The sequence below is a fragment of the Glycocaulis albus genome, assembly GCF_014639075.1.
GTDB classification, from domain to species: Bacteria; Pseudomonadota; Alphaproteobacteria; order Caulobacterales; family Maricaulaceae; genus Glycocaulis; species Glycocaulis albus.
Map to the genome: position 1 here is coordinate 15405 of NZ_BMFS01000017.1, position 16106 is coordinate 31510.

Consider the following 16106-nt stretch of genomic DNA (forward strand, 5'->3'; position numbering starts at 1 on the left):
TTTTGTCCTCCCCCGCATCCGCGGGGTCGGTTCCGGCCGCGAGGCCGGGCGCGCGTTCGCGCTTGCGGCGCTATGCGCCGGGGTGGCTTCCCGGCCCCGTCAGGGGCCGCAAGGCCGACTGGCCGCCCGCGACTTTTCGCGGAACATAGCAACGCGGATGCGTTGCGGAGCTAAAAAGAGACCCTACCCCTACTCCTCCACATCCTTCGGCTCGACCATTTTCACCGCGAGGATGGAGAGGCCGTAGAGGCCGAACATGGCGGCGCCGAGGAAGAGCTGGCTGATCGGATCAGGCGGGGTCACGAAGCCCGCAAAGATAGCGATCCCGACCACCGCAAACTTCCAGAAGCGGATGAGCTGGCCCGAATTGATGATCCCCACCTTGCCCAGCAAGGAGAGTAATACGGGCAGCTGGAACGATATCCCGAAGGCGAGGATCAAAGTGGTGACGAGATTGAGATATTCCGAGACGCGTGGCAGGAGCTGGATGGCTGTGCGCCCCTCCTCGCCGGTCTGCTCCTGCCCCAGCGCGAAACTCATCACGAAGGGCAGGATGAAATAATAGACAAAGGCGATACCGGCCGCGAACAGGACCGGTGATGCGATCAGGAAGGGCGCGAACGCCAGCCGCTCATTCTTGTAGAGGCCGGGGCGGACAAAGGCCCAGACCTGATAGGCGATCATCGGGAAGGCCACGATGATCGCACCGAACAGGGCCAGCTTCAGCTTGACGAAGAAAAACTCCAGCGGCCCGGTAAAAATGAGCTGGAGCTGAAGGTCTTCACCGCGTACCTGACGCGCCGCGTTCTCGAACGGCACCAGCAGGATGTTGTAGATCCACTCGGCAAATGCAAAGCAGCCGACGAAGGCCAGCGCGACCGCGCCCAGCACCCAGATCAGGCGGGTGCGCAGCTCGGTCAGATGCTCCATGAGGGGCGCGCGCGAGGCTTCCACCTCGTCATCGGCTTCCGGCCCTTGCGGGCCAGCGAGCTTTTCCTTCGCTGCCATCGTCTAGTCCTGCCTGCTCTGGGCGGGCGGGGCCTCGGACGATGCGTCCGGCACAGGCTCCGCCTCCGGGTTCAGTGGCAGCATGGCCTCATCGCCCAGCGCAGGCTTTGTCGGTTTCGCGGCACGCGGATGCGCCTTGTCGAGGGCAGAACGTTTCAGATCGGCCTCGGCCGCGCGCAATTCGTCGGTGACTTCGGAAACCGGATTGGCTTTCTTCAAAGCCTCGACTTCCTTTTTCAGCTCGGACAGCTCCGCCTCGCGGCCCAGCTCGTCAAAGCTGTTCTGGAAATCGCGCGCCATGGCCCGCATCTGGCCGATAAAGCGCCCGGCCTTGCGCATCATCAGCGGCAGGTCCTTCGGCCCCACCACCACGAGGGCGAGGATCACGATGATGATAAGCTCGGCAGCGCCAAAGCCGGGATTCATGGAACTCTAGCTCCTGACGGGCTTAAGAGCCTGTCCGCTCGTCTTCGCGCGTCTCGGCAGAGATGCTGGCGGAGGGGCGCTCATCCTTGGCGTCCTCATCCTTGCTGTCATCTTTGAGCCCCTTGCGGAAGGCCGTGATGCCCTTGGCGAAATCGCCCATCATCGCGGAAATGCGCCCGCGCCCGCCGAACAGGACGAGCACCAGAATGCCAACGATGACAAAAATGCTCCAATGCGGTCCCATATATGCTCTCCGTGCGGGAATGCCGTTACGGCAACTGGCCTATATCCGTAGAGGATTATGGCGCAAGGGTCCAATAACGCATTCAGGTGCGCCACCTACTCCTCGCGCTCATCCTCCGCGCCTTCCAGGAAGTCGAGATGGAAGTGCGCAGCGTCCTCGTCATCCAGCGGATCTTCATTGTCGGCAAGGCGGGCAGGATCGGGAATGTCGAAATTGGCCGGCAGGCGCGATGACAAAAGGCCTGCAGCTTTCAGATCACCCAGCCCCGGCAGATCAGTGATCGCGGCCAGGCCGAAATATTCCAGGAATGTATCGGTGGTGCCGAACGTGACAGGCCGGCCGGGACTGCGCCGCCGCCCGCGCAGGCGTATCCATTTCAGCTCGAACAGAAGGTCGATCGTGCCCTTGGAGACGGCGACGCCGCGTATCTCCTCGATCTCGGCGCGCGTCACCGGCTGGTGATAGGCGATGATGGAGAGTGTCTCCAGCGCGGCTTGCGAGAGCTTTTTCGGCTCCTCGCGGATTTCCGCCAGCAGATGCGCCAGGTCCGGCGCGGTCTCGAACCGCCAGCGCCCGCCCACCTCTGTCACCCGCACACCCGCATCGGCGTATTTTTCCTGCAGACGCGCAATGGTGGCGGGGATGTCTGTGCCCGCCGGCAGGCGCGCGGCCAGGGTTTCGGCGTCCAGCGGCTCGGCAGCGGCAAAGAGCAAGGCCTCGGCCATGCGCAGGGCCTGCTGCGAGGGCTCGGCGCGCGTATGCGGACCGGCTTGCCCGTCCCCGCCCTGCGGGCCCTGCCGCGCGCGCAGGCGGGCGATCGCTTCGGCTATCGGATCGCTCATCGGCGTCCCTCCTGCCCGCGCATCCAGATCGGTCCATAGACCACTTCCTGACGCAGCGCCGCCTCGCCATCCTTGGTGATTTCCAGCGCCGCCAGCAGCGAGGACGCCATCAGCGATTGCGGGGGCGGCGCATCCGGCCCCAGCTCGTCCTCGCCGGGCAGAAGGCTGTCCAGCCGTTCCCAGCCCGTCAGGCGTTTGGACAGCAGGCTCAGGCGGGCGCGAGCGGCCTCCAGGCTGTAAACCTTCGGCTTTTCAGGTTCATAGGTGGAGAAGGCAAACTTCTCGCGCGTACCGGCATAGGCTTTCAAGAGGTCAAACAGGCTCGCCTCATATTGCGGCGCGCGGATGGATCGCACGCCCTCGGGCGCGCCGCGCTCGAACACGTCGCGTTTAAGCAGATGCCGGTCGTAAAGCGCTTCTCCCCCTGCGCGCATCGCATCAAGGCGCATCAGACGGAAGGCGAGCGCCGCCGCCATCATTTCCGGCTCCGGCTCATCGGTTTCCGGGCGCGGTTTGGGCAATAGCATACGGGATTTCAGATAGGCGAGCCACGCCGCCATGACGAGATATTCAGCCGCGATGTCCAGCCGCTTCTCGCGCGCTTCCTCGATGAAGATCAGATACTGCTCGGCCAGCGCCAGAATGGAGATTTTCGCCAGATCCACCTTGTTCTTGCGCGCCAGGTGCAAGAGCAGGTGCAAAGGGCCTTCCCAGCCCTCGATATCGAGGATCAGCGCGCTACCGGCCTCGTCCGCATCGCGGACGGCCTCGAAGCGGACATCTTCCTCGAAGAGATCACTCACGGTGCCGGTGCCTCCAGCCCGGCCTCTGCAAAGCACCGCGCCATGGCGTCGTTGGTCGCGGCCACATCCAGCCCCTGGGCGGTGCCCCGCGCCTCTTCCGCGGCCCTTGCCCGCTCCAGCGCCTTGCCGTCAAGGCGGATGGCGGCATGGGCCACCTCGACCATTTCCGCGCGCTCGCCATTGCAGTGCAGCAGCATGTCGCAGCCCGCAGACAGCGCCCGTTCGCCGCGCTGGCGCAGCGTACCCGACAGCGCCTTCATGGAGAGGTCATCGCTCATCAACAGGCCGTCAAAGCCCATCTCGCGGCGGATGATTTGCGCGATCACATCCTTTGAGAGGGTGGCGCAGTTCTCCGGGTCTATTGCCTCGAACACCACATGGGCCGTCATCGCCATAGCTGCGGCTTCAGCAACGCCTTTGAACGCTGCAAAGTCGGTCTCGTGCAGGGTCTCATGATCCTCACGCACGACCGGTAACGCAAAATGGCTGTCGGCATCGGCGCGGCCATGGCCGGGTATGTGCTTGATGACACCGGCCACGCCCTGATCCTTCAGGCCTGCCAGCGCCGCGCGGGCCATTTCGGCCACCGGGCCCGGCTCGGCGTGGAAGGCACGGTCGCCAATCACCGCGTCGGCGCCGGGAATGACCAGATCCACCACGGGTGCACAGTCACAATCAATGCCCAGATCACGCAGCTCCTGCGCCAGCAGGCGATGGTTCTGGCGGATGGCCTCCAGCGCCAGTTCCGGTTCACGGTCCCATAGCTCGCCAAACCGCGCCGCTGGCGGAGCGGCCCGCCATAGCGGGGCCTTGAGGCGCTGTACGCGTCCGCCCTCCTGGTCGATGAAGATCGGCGCATCCCGGCCGACACAGTCACGCAACTCGCCGGTGAGGCGGGCGATCTGCTTTGGCCGGTCTATGTTACGGGCAAAAAGGATGAAGCCCCACGGGCCGGCATCGCGGAAGAAGGCTTTTTCCTCCGGTGTCAGTGCTTCGCCCGACAGGCCGTAAATCGCAGCCGTCACGCTCATCGCGCCGCCACCAGACAGTCCTGCCCGCGCGACGAGAGCGTCTGGCAGTAGCGCGAGGCGTCATCGCGCGTTTCAAACGCGGCAATGCGCAGGCGGTGATAGATGCCGCGCGCGCCCAGATTGGCCTCCACGATGGACGGGCTGCGCCCCGAGGCGAGATCGGGAAAGCGGGTCACGAAGGCAATCCAGGCCTCTTCGGCCTCCTCGATCGTGCGGAAGGCGGCGATCTGCACCACGAAATTTCCGCTGGCACTGGCTGCCGGCAGGGCCGGGCGCGTTTGTTCGCGCGCGGGCTGGCGTTCTTCGGCCGGACGCTCTTCGGGCTGGCGCGTCTCCGGCGCGGGCGGCGGTGTGTCCCCGGCAAGGGGCTCACTCTGCGCAGGAGCTTCCTCGCGCGGCGCTTCCTCACGCGGCTGGCTCAGCCGGTCGGAATCTTCGGTCTCGACCGTCAGGGCCGGGCGCTGTGGCTCGCTGGCGGCCGGTTCTTCCGGCCCGGGCCTCACCGCCGGGTCGATCTCCACCGTATCAACGCCGCTGGAATCACGCTCGCGCAGGGCATAGGCCTCGATGTCCTGCCCCGGTGTTTCAAACCCGCCCGGATCCTCCGGCGCGGTGCGCCAGGGCTGGCTGTCAGCGGTAAGGATGGGCGCGGTATTGCGCTCGCGCACACCCAGATTGTACGCGCTCCAGACGACGCCCAGGAACAGCACCAGCACGATGGCGGCGGCCAGCAGCAGGATTGGCCCGCGCCGCCCCTGCCCGTCATCGCGGGCGTCGAACGTGTCGTAGGCGTCCGGATCGTAATCGGTCGAGTTTCGGTCCCGAGAGGGCATGGTTTTCCCGTTGACGGCGATGGACGCGAATCAGAGCACGCGCCGCTGGTTAACAGAGTATCAAGAAGCAGCTTTGACCGCGCGGGTCTCACGCGCAGCTTCCACAGGTTTCAGCGCCAGGCTTCCACATGGAAGAGCTGGCGATGTTGGTCAATGGCATAGCGGTCTGTCATCCCGGCAATGTAGTCGCACACCACGCGCGCGGTTTCCGGACTGCCGGGCGTGTCAGCCTGACGGTGAAATTCGGTCGGCAAAAGGGCGGGATCGTCAAGGAATGCCCCGAACAGCTCGCCCACGATACGCTTGCCCTTCTCCTTGGCGCGCTTGACCTTGTATTGCAAATACATGTTCGCATAGAGGAAGCGGCGCACGGCAGAGAGCTGCACCAGCATGCTTTCCGAGAAGCTGACCACCGGATGGTCCAGCGCACGCACCGCTTCGGGACTGTCCACGCCCGATGCCGCAAGCCGCGCGCGGGTTTCCTCCAGCACATCATTGACCATCAGGCCAATGAGGCGCCGTATCGCCTCGTGAATGGTCAGGCTGGTGCCGATATCGGGATATTGCTGGCGCACGGCCCGAAACACATCGCCCACCAGCGGCAATTCCATCACCTCGTCCAGCTTCAATATCCCTGCGCGCAGGCCATCATCGATATCGTGATTATTGTAGGCGATATCGTCAGACAGGGCCGCTATCTGCGCTTCCACCGAGGAATGGGTGTGCAGCTCCAGCGCGCGCCAGTCCTCATAGGCGGTAAAGCCCCAGGGCAGCTTTGCCGGATCATCGCCCTTCTTCATCAGCGGGCCGTTATGCTTGACAACGCCTTCCAGCGTCTCCCAGGCGAGGTTCAGCCCGTCAAATTCGGGATAGCGCCGCTCCAGCAGAGTGATGACGCGCAGCGTCTGGGCATTGTGGTCAAACCCGCCAAAGCCCTTCATCGCCTCGGCAAGCCCGTCCTCGCCCGAATGGCCAAAGGGCGGATGGCCCAGATCATGGGCGAGCGCGGCCGCTTCAGCCAGGTCTTCATCGACCTGAAGCGCGCGCGCCAGCGTGCGGGCAATCTGGGCAACCTCCAGTGAATGGGTGAGGCGCGTGCGGAAATGATCGCCCTCATGGGCGACGAAGACTTGCGTCTTTTCCTTCAGGCGGCGAAAGGCGGTCGAGTGGATGATACGGTCCCGGTCGCGCTGGAAGGCGGAGCGTGTCGCGCTTTCAGCCTGCGGGTGCAGGCGCCCGCGCGTTTTCGCCGGATCGCAGGCATAGGGCGCACGGGTAAATACCATCAACATCACTCCTTCACGGGGCCAGCCCTTCCATCGGCGGCCCACTACGTCCATATATCGGGTGTATTGCCAGTCGGGAACCGTTGAACGCCATGAGCGAAGCCCAGATCAGCTTGTCAGAGACAGCCGCGCGCCAGATCCGCGAAATCGTGAAGGGGCAGGACAAGCCGTACCTGCGCGTGTCGGTCGTCGGCGGCGGATGCTCCGGCTTCTCCTATCAGTTCGATCTGGAGGCCGAGCGCGCCGAGGATGATCTCGCCATCGAACGCGATGGCGCGACCGTGCTGATCGACGAGATGAGCGTGGATTTCCTCAAAGGATCGGAAATCGACTATGTCGACGAGCTGATCGGGGCGTCCTTCCGCATCCATAATCCCAACGCGACGGCCGCCTGCGGGTGCGGGACGAGCTTTTCGATCTGATTTCTCCATAATTTTCCGGGGGCTGAACCATGGACGTCATCGACGCTCTCAAGCGCCGCATCTCCACGCGCGCCTTTCTCGACACGCCGGTTAGCGAGGAGCAAGTGCGCGAGCTGCTGGATGCCGCGCGCTGGTCGGCATCGGGCGGCAATCTGCAGCCCTGGCAGGTGCATGTGGTGGCCGGTGAGGCGCGCCAGCGCGTGATCGACGCGGTGCAGAAAAAGCTCTCCACCGATCCCTTCACCAATGAGGCTGCCTTCCCGGTCTACCCGGAAAGCCTGTGGGAGCCGTATCGCTCGCGCCGTTTTCAGGTCGGCGAGGACATGTATGAGCTGCTCGGCGTGCCGCGCGAGGACAAGGGCGCGCGCCTCGCGCATCTGATGGCCAATTACGAATTCTTCGGCGCGCCGGTGGGTGTGTTCTTCTCGATCGATGAGCGGATGAACCCCAATCAGTGGGCGCACCTTGGCATGTTCATGATGAGCTTCTGCCTCGCCGCTGAAAGCCGTGGCCTTGCCACCTGCATGCAGGAGGCGTGGACCGTGCATTGCGGCACCGTGGCGAAGGCGCTGGGCATCGAGAAGCCGCAGATCGTCTATTGCGGGCTGGCGCTGGGCCATGCCGACAAAAGCGCGAAGGTGAACCAGCTGCGGTCCCGCCGCGCAGAGGTGGACGAGTTTGCGAGCTTCGAGGGGTTTTAGGGTTCCAGCTCCCTCATTCGCGTTTTCCCGGCGAAAGTCGGGATACAGTTTCTGGATAATGTGGATGCGCTACTGGACAAGAAGAGGGCTGGGCACCGGCTTTCGCCGGTGAAACGCGAGGTGGCGGCACCCCTACACCCCGCAGGTAAACTCGCCCCCGCAGAAGGCGGAAATCGCCCACATATAGCCGAGCAGCAGCCCGGCCCAGAGAAGCGGCGGCAGGAATACCCACATCACGCCCGCACCGGGACGGCGCATCCAGAACACGATCCAGCCGATAAGAAGCCCCGCCCCGGCGACAAACGGCCCGGCCAGCAGGAAATAGAGCACCACGCGCATGAGATCGCGGTTCGCACCGGTTTCCACCGCACCGGAATAGGCCATCATCGACGCGCCCCAGGTCGCCGCGCCGAACAGTCCGGTCAGCAGTGCAGCCAGACTTGCCAGGAGGAGGGCAAGAACTGCTAGAAAGGTGATGCGCCGGTCAGGCGCGCTGGCAAGCGGGTCTGCGTTCATATCCGGCCTCGTTCAGCCTTCGAATACCCAACCCTCGCTGAAAGCATTCTAGCATGACTCTCACCATCGCCACATGGAATGTGAACTCCATCAAGGCGCGCCTGCCGAACGTGCTGGAATGGCTGGGTGATGCAAAACCCGATATCGCCTGCCTGCAGGAGATCAAATGCCAGGACGAGGGCTTCCCGCGCGAGGAGATCGAGCGGCTGGGCTATAATATCGAGACGGTGGGCCAGAAGAGCTATAACGGCGTCGCCCTGCTCTCGCGCTTTCCTGTCGAGGAGGTGGCCGAGCGCGCCCTGCCCGGCGGCAATGGCGAAGAAGAACAGGCCCGCTATATCGAGGCGGTGATCAGCGCGCCGAATGGTCCGGTGCGCGTGGCGAGCATCTATCTGCCCAATGGCAACCCGGCGCCGGGGCCTAAATACGATTACAAGCTGGAATGGATGGCGCGCCTGCACGCGCACGCAGCGAAGCTATTGTCCTATGAAGAACCGCTGGTTCTGGCAGGTGATTACAATGTCATTCCGCGCGATGCCGACGTGCATGATCCGGCCGCGTGGGAGGGCGATGCCCTGACCCTGCCGGCCAGCCGTGACGCCTTCTTCGCCCTGCAATGGCTGGGCTTTACCGAAGCCTTCCAGCATCTGGACGGCCGCGCGCACCAGTACACGTTCTGGGACTATCAGGCCGGTGCCTGGCAAAAGAATAACGGCATCCGTATCGACCATTTATTGTGTTCGCCGCAGGCGGCAGACCGCCTGAAATCCATCGAGATTCACAAGGATGTGCGGGGCAAGGAAAAAGCCTCCGACCACGTGCCCGTGGTCGGGACTTTTGATCTCTAAAGCGTCGGTCCGACTGCATCAGATAGATGCTTTAAGCTTTTATTTTAACGTGCAATTTTTCCGAAAACCGGTTCCCACTTTTCGGATTGCGCTCAGACCCGCTGAAAATCGTAGAAATCGCCGCCCAGTCCCATGATGCGCGTCAGCGCATCCAGCGCAGCGCGGCTTTCGTCAATCAGGGCGGGGTCTGCCAGGTCAGCGGGGCTCAGCGCCTCGCGGTAATGGGTCTTGGCCCAATCGGTCAGCGCCGCAAACAGCCGGTCATCGAGCATCGCGCCCGGATTGACAGCCTTGAGCTCCGCCGGGGTCAACACCACGCGCAGGCGCAAACAGGCAGGTCCGCCGCCATTCCTCATCGACTGGCGCACATCGGCGAAGTCCACGCGTCCTATCGGGCCATTGCCGGCCACCATTCGCTCGCAATGGGCGCGCGTTGAGGCGGTCTCTTCGGTCTCGCTGGGAGCCAGCAAAACCATGCGGTCCTCGCCCGGCCAGCTCAAGAGCTGGGAGTTGAAGATATAGCTGGTGATGGCATCCCCGATGGGCACGTCAGCCTCGGGCACTTCGACAAAGACCGGGTCAAACAGGCCCTTGGCCGCTGCGCGGATGGCGTCCAGCGCCGCTTCGGTGTCCTCGAACGCCAGCTCGTGGAAGAACAGGACCGGCCCATTGCCGACGCACACCACATCATTGTGGAAGGCACCCGCCTCGATGGCGGCACGCGACTGGCGCACGATGACGGTGCGCTCAGGATCGAGCCCGTGGCGGCGGGCTATCGCCTCGCAGGCCTGTTTTGTCTGGCGGGCGGGAAAGCGCGCCTGCCAGCTCTCGAATGCATCACGGCCATAGACCAGGATTTCCACGCCCGGCGCGCCGTGTTCGGCGCACAGGCGCACATGATTAGCCGCGCCCTCGTCACCGAAGGCTGGCTGCATCGGCAGCGGGTCATGCACCGCGAAATGGCTCTCATCGGCAAAGATGGCGCGCAAGGCCCGCGCGGTCTGCGGCCCCTCGATGGAGCGATGGAGCGTGGAGAGCAAGTTTGCCGCGCTCATATGCACGCGGCCGTCTGCCGTGTCGGGGCTGGGGGAGACCATGGCCGCATTGGCCGCCCACATCGGACTGGCCGAGGCCATGTTACGTGCCAGCACCGGCGCGCGGCGAAAGGCGCTCTCCCAGACCTGGCGGTCCGTGCCAGTAAAGCCCAGCGCGCGCAGGCCCGGGATGAAGGGGCGCTCATGCGGCGGGAGGAAGCCCTGCACCAGCCCGGCATCAGCGAGGCGCTTCGCCTTGGCGAGTCCTTCCAGCACACCGGCGCGCGGAGCGGCCGTGTTGCCGGCATTCTTCGCGCTAGCGAGATTACCCTCTGCGAGGCCGGCATAATTGTGTGTCGGGCCAACGAGCCCGTCGAAATTGGCTTCGATCGCGCTCATCAGATGCCTTTCACCGGCAGGGACGCAAGTTCAGACGCGGCCTGCGTCGCGACCGGATACGCGCAGTAATCGGCCGCATAATACGCGCTGGGGCGCAGATTGCCGGACTGTCCCGGCCCGCCAAATGGCATGGAAGAGGCCGCGCCAGTAGTGGGCCGGTTCCAGTTGACTATGCCTGCGCGCGATCCGGCCCAGAAGCGCTTCCATAAGCCCGCGTCGTCGCTGACCAGCCCGGCGGCGAGGCCATAGGCGGTGTTGTTGGCTTCCTTGAGCGCATCCTCAAAGCTCGCCGCACGGCGCACCTGCAAGAGCGGGCCGAACACTTCGTGGTCCGGCGTTTCGAGGCCGGTCACATCGATGAGGGCCGGGCTGACAAAAGCCGGGCCGGCTTCGAGGCGCTTTGCCTCCAGCAGCACCTTTCCACCCAGCGCGGTCAGCTCGCCTTGCGCCTTGATCACCGCGTCTGCGGCGTGCGGCGTCACCAACGGTCCCATAAAGGGCTCCGGGCTGGCATTCCACGCCGCGATAGGCAGGCGCGCAGCCATATCCGCGACCGCCCTGACCACCGCATCGCCTGCCGCGCCTTCCGGCACAATCAGGCGCCGCGCACACGAGCAACGCTGTCCGGCGCTGATATAGGCCGACAGGATGGCGATGCGGGCAGCGGCGCCGGCGTCCGTCGCATCCCACACAACAAGCGGGTTATTTCCCCCCATTTCCAGCGCGAGCTGGATGCCGGTACGGCCTGCAAACTTCTTGTGGATGAACGAACCCGTGCTCCACGAGCCGGTAAACAGGACGCCGTCGAGATCGCCATCGTCCAGCGCCGCAGCGCCCGTCTCGCGCGCGCCCTGAACGAGGTTCAGCACGCCTTTTGGCAGGCCTGCCTCTTCCCAGCATTCCACCATCAGCGCAGCCGTGGCCGGCGTCAGCTCGGAGGGTTTGAAGACCAGCGTATTGCCCGCCAGCAGGGCAGGCACGATATGGCCATTGGGCAGATGGCCGGGGAAGTTGTAGGGGCCGAGCACGAACAAGACGCCGAGCGGTTTGTGGTCCAGCACGGTCTCGCCAAAGTCCGAGCTTTCCACGCGCCGCCCTGCCCGCTCCTCGCGTGCCTTGATGGAAATGGCAATCTTGCCGGCCATTGCTCCCGCCTCGCCTTGCGCTTCCCACAAAGGCTTGCCGGTCTCGCGCGAGATCAGCTCGGCGAACTGATCCTTGCGTTCGACCAGGATCGCGCCGAAGCGCTCCACAATGGCGCGGCGGGTCTCGAAATCTGTCAACGCCCACTGAGGGAAGGCCGTGCGGGCCGCAGCAAAGGCCGCGCGCACATCAGCCGCGCTGGCAGCCTTACCGTGCCAGACCGTATCGCCGCTCGCCGGATCCAGCGAGGCAAAGGCATCGCCCTGACCGCCCTGCCAGCGCCCGTCGATGTAGAGGCTGTTACCGCTCATATATTCACCCATACTCTTGCTGTGTTGCCATCAACGAGATCGAGCACCCGGCGGGCACCCTCGTCCAGCGCGACCGTGTCCTCGCCAAGGCGAACCTCGCAGCGCACCAGCCGGAAATCGTCCAGGCGGTCGGTGGACACCATCGCCTCGACCGGATCTCCGCCGGCTGCGCCCACTGTCAGCACCCGGCTTTCACGGACTGTACGGATCCGGTCAACCGGACAGTCGACCAACGGCCCACCATCGAAAATGTCGACATAGCGGTGATACTCGAACCCCTCCCACTCCAGGAGCCTCTTTGCATTAACGCCGTGAGGATGAGTCTTGCCCATCACCTCCCGCACGCCGGGTGGCAGATGATCGAGATAGATCGGGTGGGTCGGCATCAGGTCCAGGATGAACTGGTTGTCGGTCGAGGCGCTCATCCTGTCCGCCTCATCAAAGGTCATGCGGAAGAAGGGGCGCGTGACATGATTGTAGAAGACAGACTCGCCGGACTCATCGACCACGCCGCGCAGCTCCGCCACGACGCGCGCGCCAAAGCGTGAGCGGTCAGCGCCGATCAGCATGTAGCGCGATTGCGCCATCAGCCGTCCTGCGCCCCGTCCGCGCGCCGCGTCCGAGACGAAGAGCGAGCCGACTTCCGTGCAACCCGCAAAATCATTCACCAGCATCATCGCTTCCATGTCGAAGCGGCGGTTCGCCTCCTTGGACGCTTGCGCGAAGGTCATGATCTTGAAGTCGAAATACGGCTTCTTGATCCCGACGGCAGCCTTCACGGCCGCCGTGCCGAGAACCTTTCCGGTTTCGGTATCCTCCAGCATAAGCTGGTAGGCCGCGTCAGAGCGGTCGGCAATCTGCCCGGCGAAGGCCTGTTCGGACCGGTTGAGCTTTTCAGCCAGCGCATCGGCGCTGACAGCCAGGCTGGTAAAGCCTGTGCCCGCCGACGCGGCAAGGGCTGTGAAAGATGAATGATCCGCGCTACGCGCCGAACGCACCATCAGCATGGCGGTGACTTCCTGTTCCTATAGAGCGCGGGCAAGGGTGCGCGCCTCGCGGGCATCGAACTCGCCTCTGGCAAACTTCATCAGCATGACAGCAGACAGCTTCGCTTTCTCCGTGAAGCTGGAGATTTTCGCAATCTCGCGGTCCGAATGGATATCGGCACCGCGTACGCCCAGCGTATCCACATTCGGGCAGCCGGAAGCCCACAGATTATTACCCTCGCACACCCCGCCTGTCGGGTTCCATTTCAGATCAAGCCCAATCGTGCGGCCGGCCTCGCGTGTCCATTCGAACATGCGCAGGTTGGCCGGTGTCATCGGCTTGGGCGGACGGGTAAAGCCGCCATGCAGATCAGCTATGATGCCGTCGCGTGTGTTTATGTCGGCCACCGCGCGCTCAATCCCCTGACGGGCCCATTGCGCATCCTCCTCATCGCCGACGCGGACGTTGAAGCGCACCACAGCGACGTCCGGCACGACATTGGGAGCGCCGCCGCCATCAATGCGCGAGACATTGATGGTCACCGCCTCGCGCTGGCCGTTGAGTGCATCAATGGCCTTGGCAAACGCCGCGCCCGCTACAATCGCATTGCGGCCCAGATGATGTTCGCGGCCGGCATGGGCGGCACGCCCCTTCACCCGCAAGGAAAAGTTGCCGGACCCTTTGCGTGCGCCGGCCAGCGAACCATCGGCCAGCGCCGGTTCATAGGTCATGCCGACATCCGCTCTGGCACCCAGCTGCGCCAGAACGGGACCGGAGCCGAGCGAGCCTATTTCCTCATCCGGGCTGATGAGAACATCATATCCAAGCTGCTTGCCCCACGGGCTGCGTTCGAGCGCCAGAAGGCCGTGCAGCATCACCAGAAGCCCGCCCTTCATGTCCGCCACGCCGGGGCCATTCAGCGTATCACTGTCCAGATCCCGGCAGGTCTGGAAGGGGTGATCAACGGCGAAAACGGTGTCGGAATGGCCCGTAAGCACGATGCGCACCGATGCGTCCGGGCGGGCTGACACCTTCAAGGCAGGGGTATACTCCACCGGCTTGATCTCGCCGTCAGGCGTCACGGTCTCTGACGGCGCGAGTTCGACGGTCTCGACCCGTGCGTCCAGGCGCGAGAACGCGTCCTTCAGCTCGGCCTGCATGGCTTTCAGCCCGTCCGTATTGCGGCTGCCCGAATTGATCCCGGACCAGCGGCGGACGGCGGCGATCATGGAATCGCCTTCACCGTCCACCCAGTCGAGAACGGACTTTTCTTCTGATGACAAGGTAATCGCGCTCATAAAACACCGCCTGCAATGCTGTTTGCCGGTATCAGACGTGCGAAAGCGCCTGCTCGAAATCGGCGATCAGGTCATCGGGGTGCTCAATGCCGATGGATACGCGCACCATGCCGGGACCAAATTTCAGCCGCTCGCGCAGAGCCGGATCCACACCGGAATGGGTGGTGGAACCGGGATGGCAGATCAGCGTCTCGGTGCCGCCGAGGCTGACCGCGAGCTTGACCACTTTCAGCGCGTTGAGCATGCGGAAGGCGCCTTCCTGCCCATCGGTCACGTCGAAGGCGAAGGTGGAGCCGTAATGCTCGCCCGACTGGCGGTGATGCACGGTGTGATCGCGCGATCCCGGCTCCAGAAAGCCGAGATAGCGCACCTTCTCCACCTTTGGGTGATCTTTGAGGAAAGCGGCCACCTTGGCCGCGCCGTCAAAGGCCGCCTGCATGCGCAGGCTGACCGTTTCCAGTGACCGGGCGAGCATCCAGCACGTATTCGGATCCAGATTGGTACCGATCGCCGAGCGCAGCTTGCGCACCGGCGCCATCACCTCGCCCGAACCCATCGCCGCGCCGCCGATGAGATCGGAGTGCCCGCCAATATATTTGGTCAGCGAATAGACAACCAGGTCCGCGCCATGGGCCAGTGGTGACTGGCCAATCGGGCCAAGCACCGTGTTGTCGACGACAATGACGGGACGGTGGCCCTGACGCTTGCCGATCTCGTCGGCCAGCGTCTTCATCAGCGCCAGATCCACAATCTCGTTGGTCGGGTTGGTCGGCGTCTCGGTATAGATCATGGCGATACGGCCGCGTTTCATGGCAGCCTCGACGCTGGCACGGATTTCATCCTCCGGGGCACCGGCCACGAAATCCTCCATGCCGATGCCGTAATTGGGCATGATGTTGCGGATCAACGTCTCTGTGCCGCCATAGAGCGGCGTCGACTGCAGGACCACATCACCGGATTTGGCAAACGCCAGCAGGACCGTCGAGATGGCGCCCATGCCGGAGGAGAACACACACGCCTCCTCCGCCCCGTCAAAGAGGGTCAGCCGGTCCTCGAGCACTTCCACATTGGGGTTGTTGAAGCGCGAGTACATCAGGCCCGGGGCAGCAGGGTCGCCATCAACCGCGCGCCCGCCCATTACACGGAAGAAGGCCGCACCTTCTTCGGCGCTGGAAAACACGAACGTCGATGTCTGAAAGATCGGTGGCTTGATCGCACCCTCGGACAGCTTGGCATCAAAGCCGTAGCTCATCATCAGGGTTTCCGGGCGCAGCGGCCGGTTTCCGAGCGCACGCTTGCGATAAGGGGTTTCAGGTTTGCTCATCTGGACGCCTTGTTTTCAAATCGGGTGGGTGTCATGCGGCGGTAAAGCGGCGCAAAGGGCGCCGCAATCTTAAGATTGACCGGCCATGACGTCATGGCCCTGTCTTGCGCTGTGGCGGCAGGCGGGTCAACCCGCGGCACGAAGGTTGCGCCAGCGCAGCAAGCCTTTTCAGCCAGGTCCGGCACAAAGAAGAACGGCCCGGTGCAGGAGCACCGGGCCGTCCATCAGGCAGTCAGAGTCTGGAACTTGCGACTAGCGCAGGTCCATCGTCACTTCCGCACGACGGTTGAGCGGCTCGCGCACACCATCACGGGTTTGAACAGCCAGTTGGGTCTGACCGAACGCGTTCAGAGAGATCGAACCCGTCGGGACGCCCAGACGAACCATCTCGTCACGGACCGCGCGGGCGCGGCGCTCGGAGAGGCCCTGGTTGTACGTGGCCGAACCAGACGTATCGGTGTGACCATCGATCTGGACGCTGGCAACACCGCAGTTACGGGCGTTGTTGACGGCGTTGTTGACCACCTGGCGAGCCTGGTCGGTCAGGTTTGCGCGATCCCACTCGAAGTACACCACGAACTGCGCATCTTCACACGCCGGCGGAGGCGGCGGCGGAGGCGGAGGCGGCGGGGGCGGCGGGGGCGGAGGCG

18 protein-coding genes are annotated in these 16106 nt (G+C 64.0%); 3 read left to right on the forward strand and 15 right to left on the reverse strand.

Annotation, left to right across the window (positions count from 1 at the left end; genetic code table 11):
* Window positions 1-189: 189 nt before the first annotated feature.
* From tatC to IEV75_RS13500, 8 genes are all read right to left on the reverse strand, one after another.
* A complete protein-coding gene (gene tatC / locus IEV75_RS13465; protein ID WP_188453087.1) occupies window positions 190-1008 on the reverse strand; it encodes a twin-arginine translocase subunit TatC in 819 nt (272 codons plus the stop codon).
* A 3-nt stretch (window positions 1009-1011) separates the two neighbouring features.
* Window positions 1012-1434, reverse strand: a complete 423-nt coding sequence (gene tatB, locus IEV75_RS13470; protein ID WP_188453088.1) for a Sec-independent protein translocase protein TatB — start codon at window positions 1432-1434, stop codon at window positions 1012-1014.
* 22 nt (window positions 1435-1456) lie between these two features.
* Window positions 1457-1678: a twin-arginine translocase TatA/TatE family subunit gene (locus IEV75_RS13475; RefSeq protein WP_188453089.1), complete on the reverse strand. Its 222-nt coding sequence runs from the start codon at window positions 1676-1678 to the stop codon at window positions 1457-1459.
* A 95-nt stretch (window positions 1679-1773) separates the two neighbouring features.
* Window positions 1774-2520 (reverse strand): SMC-Scp complex subunit ScpB, encoded by a 747-nt coding sequence (scpB, locus tag IEV75_RS13480; protein ID WP_188453090.1) that lies wholly within the window; start codon window positions 2518-2520, stop codon window positions 1774-1776.
* Entirely contained in the window at window positions 2517-3323 is an 807-nt protein-coding gene (locus tag IEV75_RS13485; protein ID WP_188453091.1) for a segregation and condensation protein A, read from the reverse strand. The genes scpB and IEV75_RS13485 overlap by 4 nt, the downstream gene beginning before the upstream one ends.
* Entirely contained in the window at window positions 3320-4354 is a 1035-nt protein-coding gene (nagZ, locus tag IEV75_RS13490) for a beta-N-acetylhexosaminidase (protein ID WP_188453092.1), read from the reverse strand. The genes IEV75_RS13485 and nagZ overlap by 4 nt, the downstream gene beginning before the upstream one ends.
* Complete coding sequence (locus IEV75_RS13495; protein ID WP_188453093.1) at window positions 4351-5187, reverse strand: SPOR domain-containing protein; 837 nt, start codon at window positions 5185-5187, stop codon at window positions 4351-4353. Before IEV75_RS13495 ends, nagZ begins: the two co-directional genes overlap by 4 nt.
* A 110-nt stretch (window positions 5188-5297) precedes the next feature.
* Entirely contained in the window at window positions 5298-6473 is a 1176-nt protein-coding gene (locus IEV75_RS13500) for a deoxyguanosinetriphosphate triphosphohydrolase (RefSeq protein ID WP_188453094.1), read from the reverse strand.
* Window positions 6474-6565: 92 nt separating this feature from the next.
* On the opposite strand from IEV75_RS13500, the gene erpA reads away from it, so the two are divergent.
* Complete coding sequence (gene erpA, locus IEV75_RS13505; RefSeq protein ID WP_188453095.1) at window positions 6566-6895, forward strand: iron-sulfur cluster insertion protein ErpA; 330 nt, start codon at window positions 6566-6568, stop codon at window positions 6893-6895.
* 29 nt (window positions 6896-6924) lie between these two features.
* On the forward strand, window positions 6925-7596 hold the full coding sequence (locus tag IEV75_RS13510) for a nitroreductase (protein ID WP_188453096.1): 672 nt from the start codon (window positions 6925-6927) through the stop codon (window positions 7594-7596).
* A gap of 132 nt (window positions 7597-7728) precedes the next feature.
* On the opposite strand, the gene IEV75_RS13515 is transcribed toward IEV75_RS13510, so the two are convergent.
* Window positions 7729-8112: a hypothetical protein gene (locus tag IEV75_RS13515; RefSeq protein WP_188453097.1), complete on the reverse strand. Its 384-nt coding sequence runs from the start codon at window positions 8110-8112 to the stop codon at window positions 7729-7731.
* Window positions 8113-8165: 53 nt separating this feature from the next.
* Between IEV75_RS13515 and IEV75_RS13520 the strand changes: the two genes are divergently transcribed.
* Window positions 8166-8960, forward strand: coding sequence for an exodeoxyribonuclease III (locus tag IEV75_RS13520; protein WP_188453098.1), 795 nt, complete (start codon window positions 8166-8168; stop codon window positions 8958-8960).
* 92 nt (window positions 8961-9052) lie between these two features.
* On the opposite strand, the gene astB is transcribed toward IEV75_RS13520, so the two are convergent.
* From astB to IEV75_RS13550, 6 genes are all read right to left on the reverse strand, one after another.
* Window positions 9053-10396 carry an N-succinylarginine dihydrolase gene (gene astB / locus IEV75_RS13525; protein ID WP_373290538.1) on the reverse strand — a complete coding sequence of 448 codons (1344 nt, stop codon included), beginning with the start codon at window positions 10394-10396 and terminating at the stop codon, window positions 9053-9055.
* Complete coding sequence (gene astD / locus IEV75_RS13530; RefSeq protein WP_188453100.1) at window positions 10393-11847, reverse strand: succinylglutamate-semialdehyde dehydrogenase; 1455 nt, start codon at window positions 11845-11847, stop codon at window positions 10393-10395. The genes astB and astD overlap by 4 nt, the downstream gene beginning before the upstream one ends.
* On the reverse strand, window positions 11844-12854 hold the full coding sequence (astA, locus tag IEV75_RS13535; RefSeq protein ID WP_188453101.1) for an arginine N-succinyltransferase: 1011 nt from the start codon (window positions 12852-12854) through the stop codon (window positions 11844-11846). The genes astD and astA overlap by 4 nt, the downstream gene beginning before the upstream one ends.
* Before the next feature lie 18 nt (window positions 12855-12872).
* Complete coding sequence (locus IEV75_RS13540; protein WP_188453102.1) at window positions 12873-14132, reverse strand: hydrolase; 1260 nt, start codon at window positions 14130-14132, stop codon at window positions 12873-12875.
* Window positions 14133-14163: 31 nt separating this feature from the next.
* Window positions 14164-15456, reverse strand: coding sequence for a cystathionine gamma-synthase family protein (locus IEV75_RS13545; protein ID WP_188453103.1), 1293 nt, complete (start codon window positions 15454-15456; stop codon window positions 14164-14166).
* A 252-nt stretch (window positions 15457-15708) separates the two neighbouring features.
* On the reverse strand, window positions 15709-16106 hold a 398-nt coding region (locus IEV75_RS13550), incomplete at its 5' end, for an OmpA family protein (protein ID WP_188453104.1).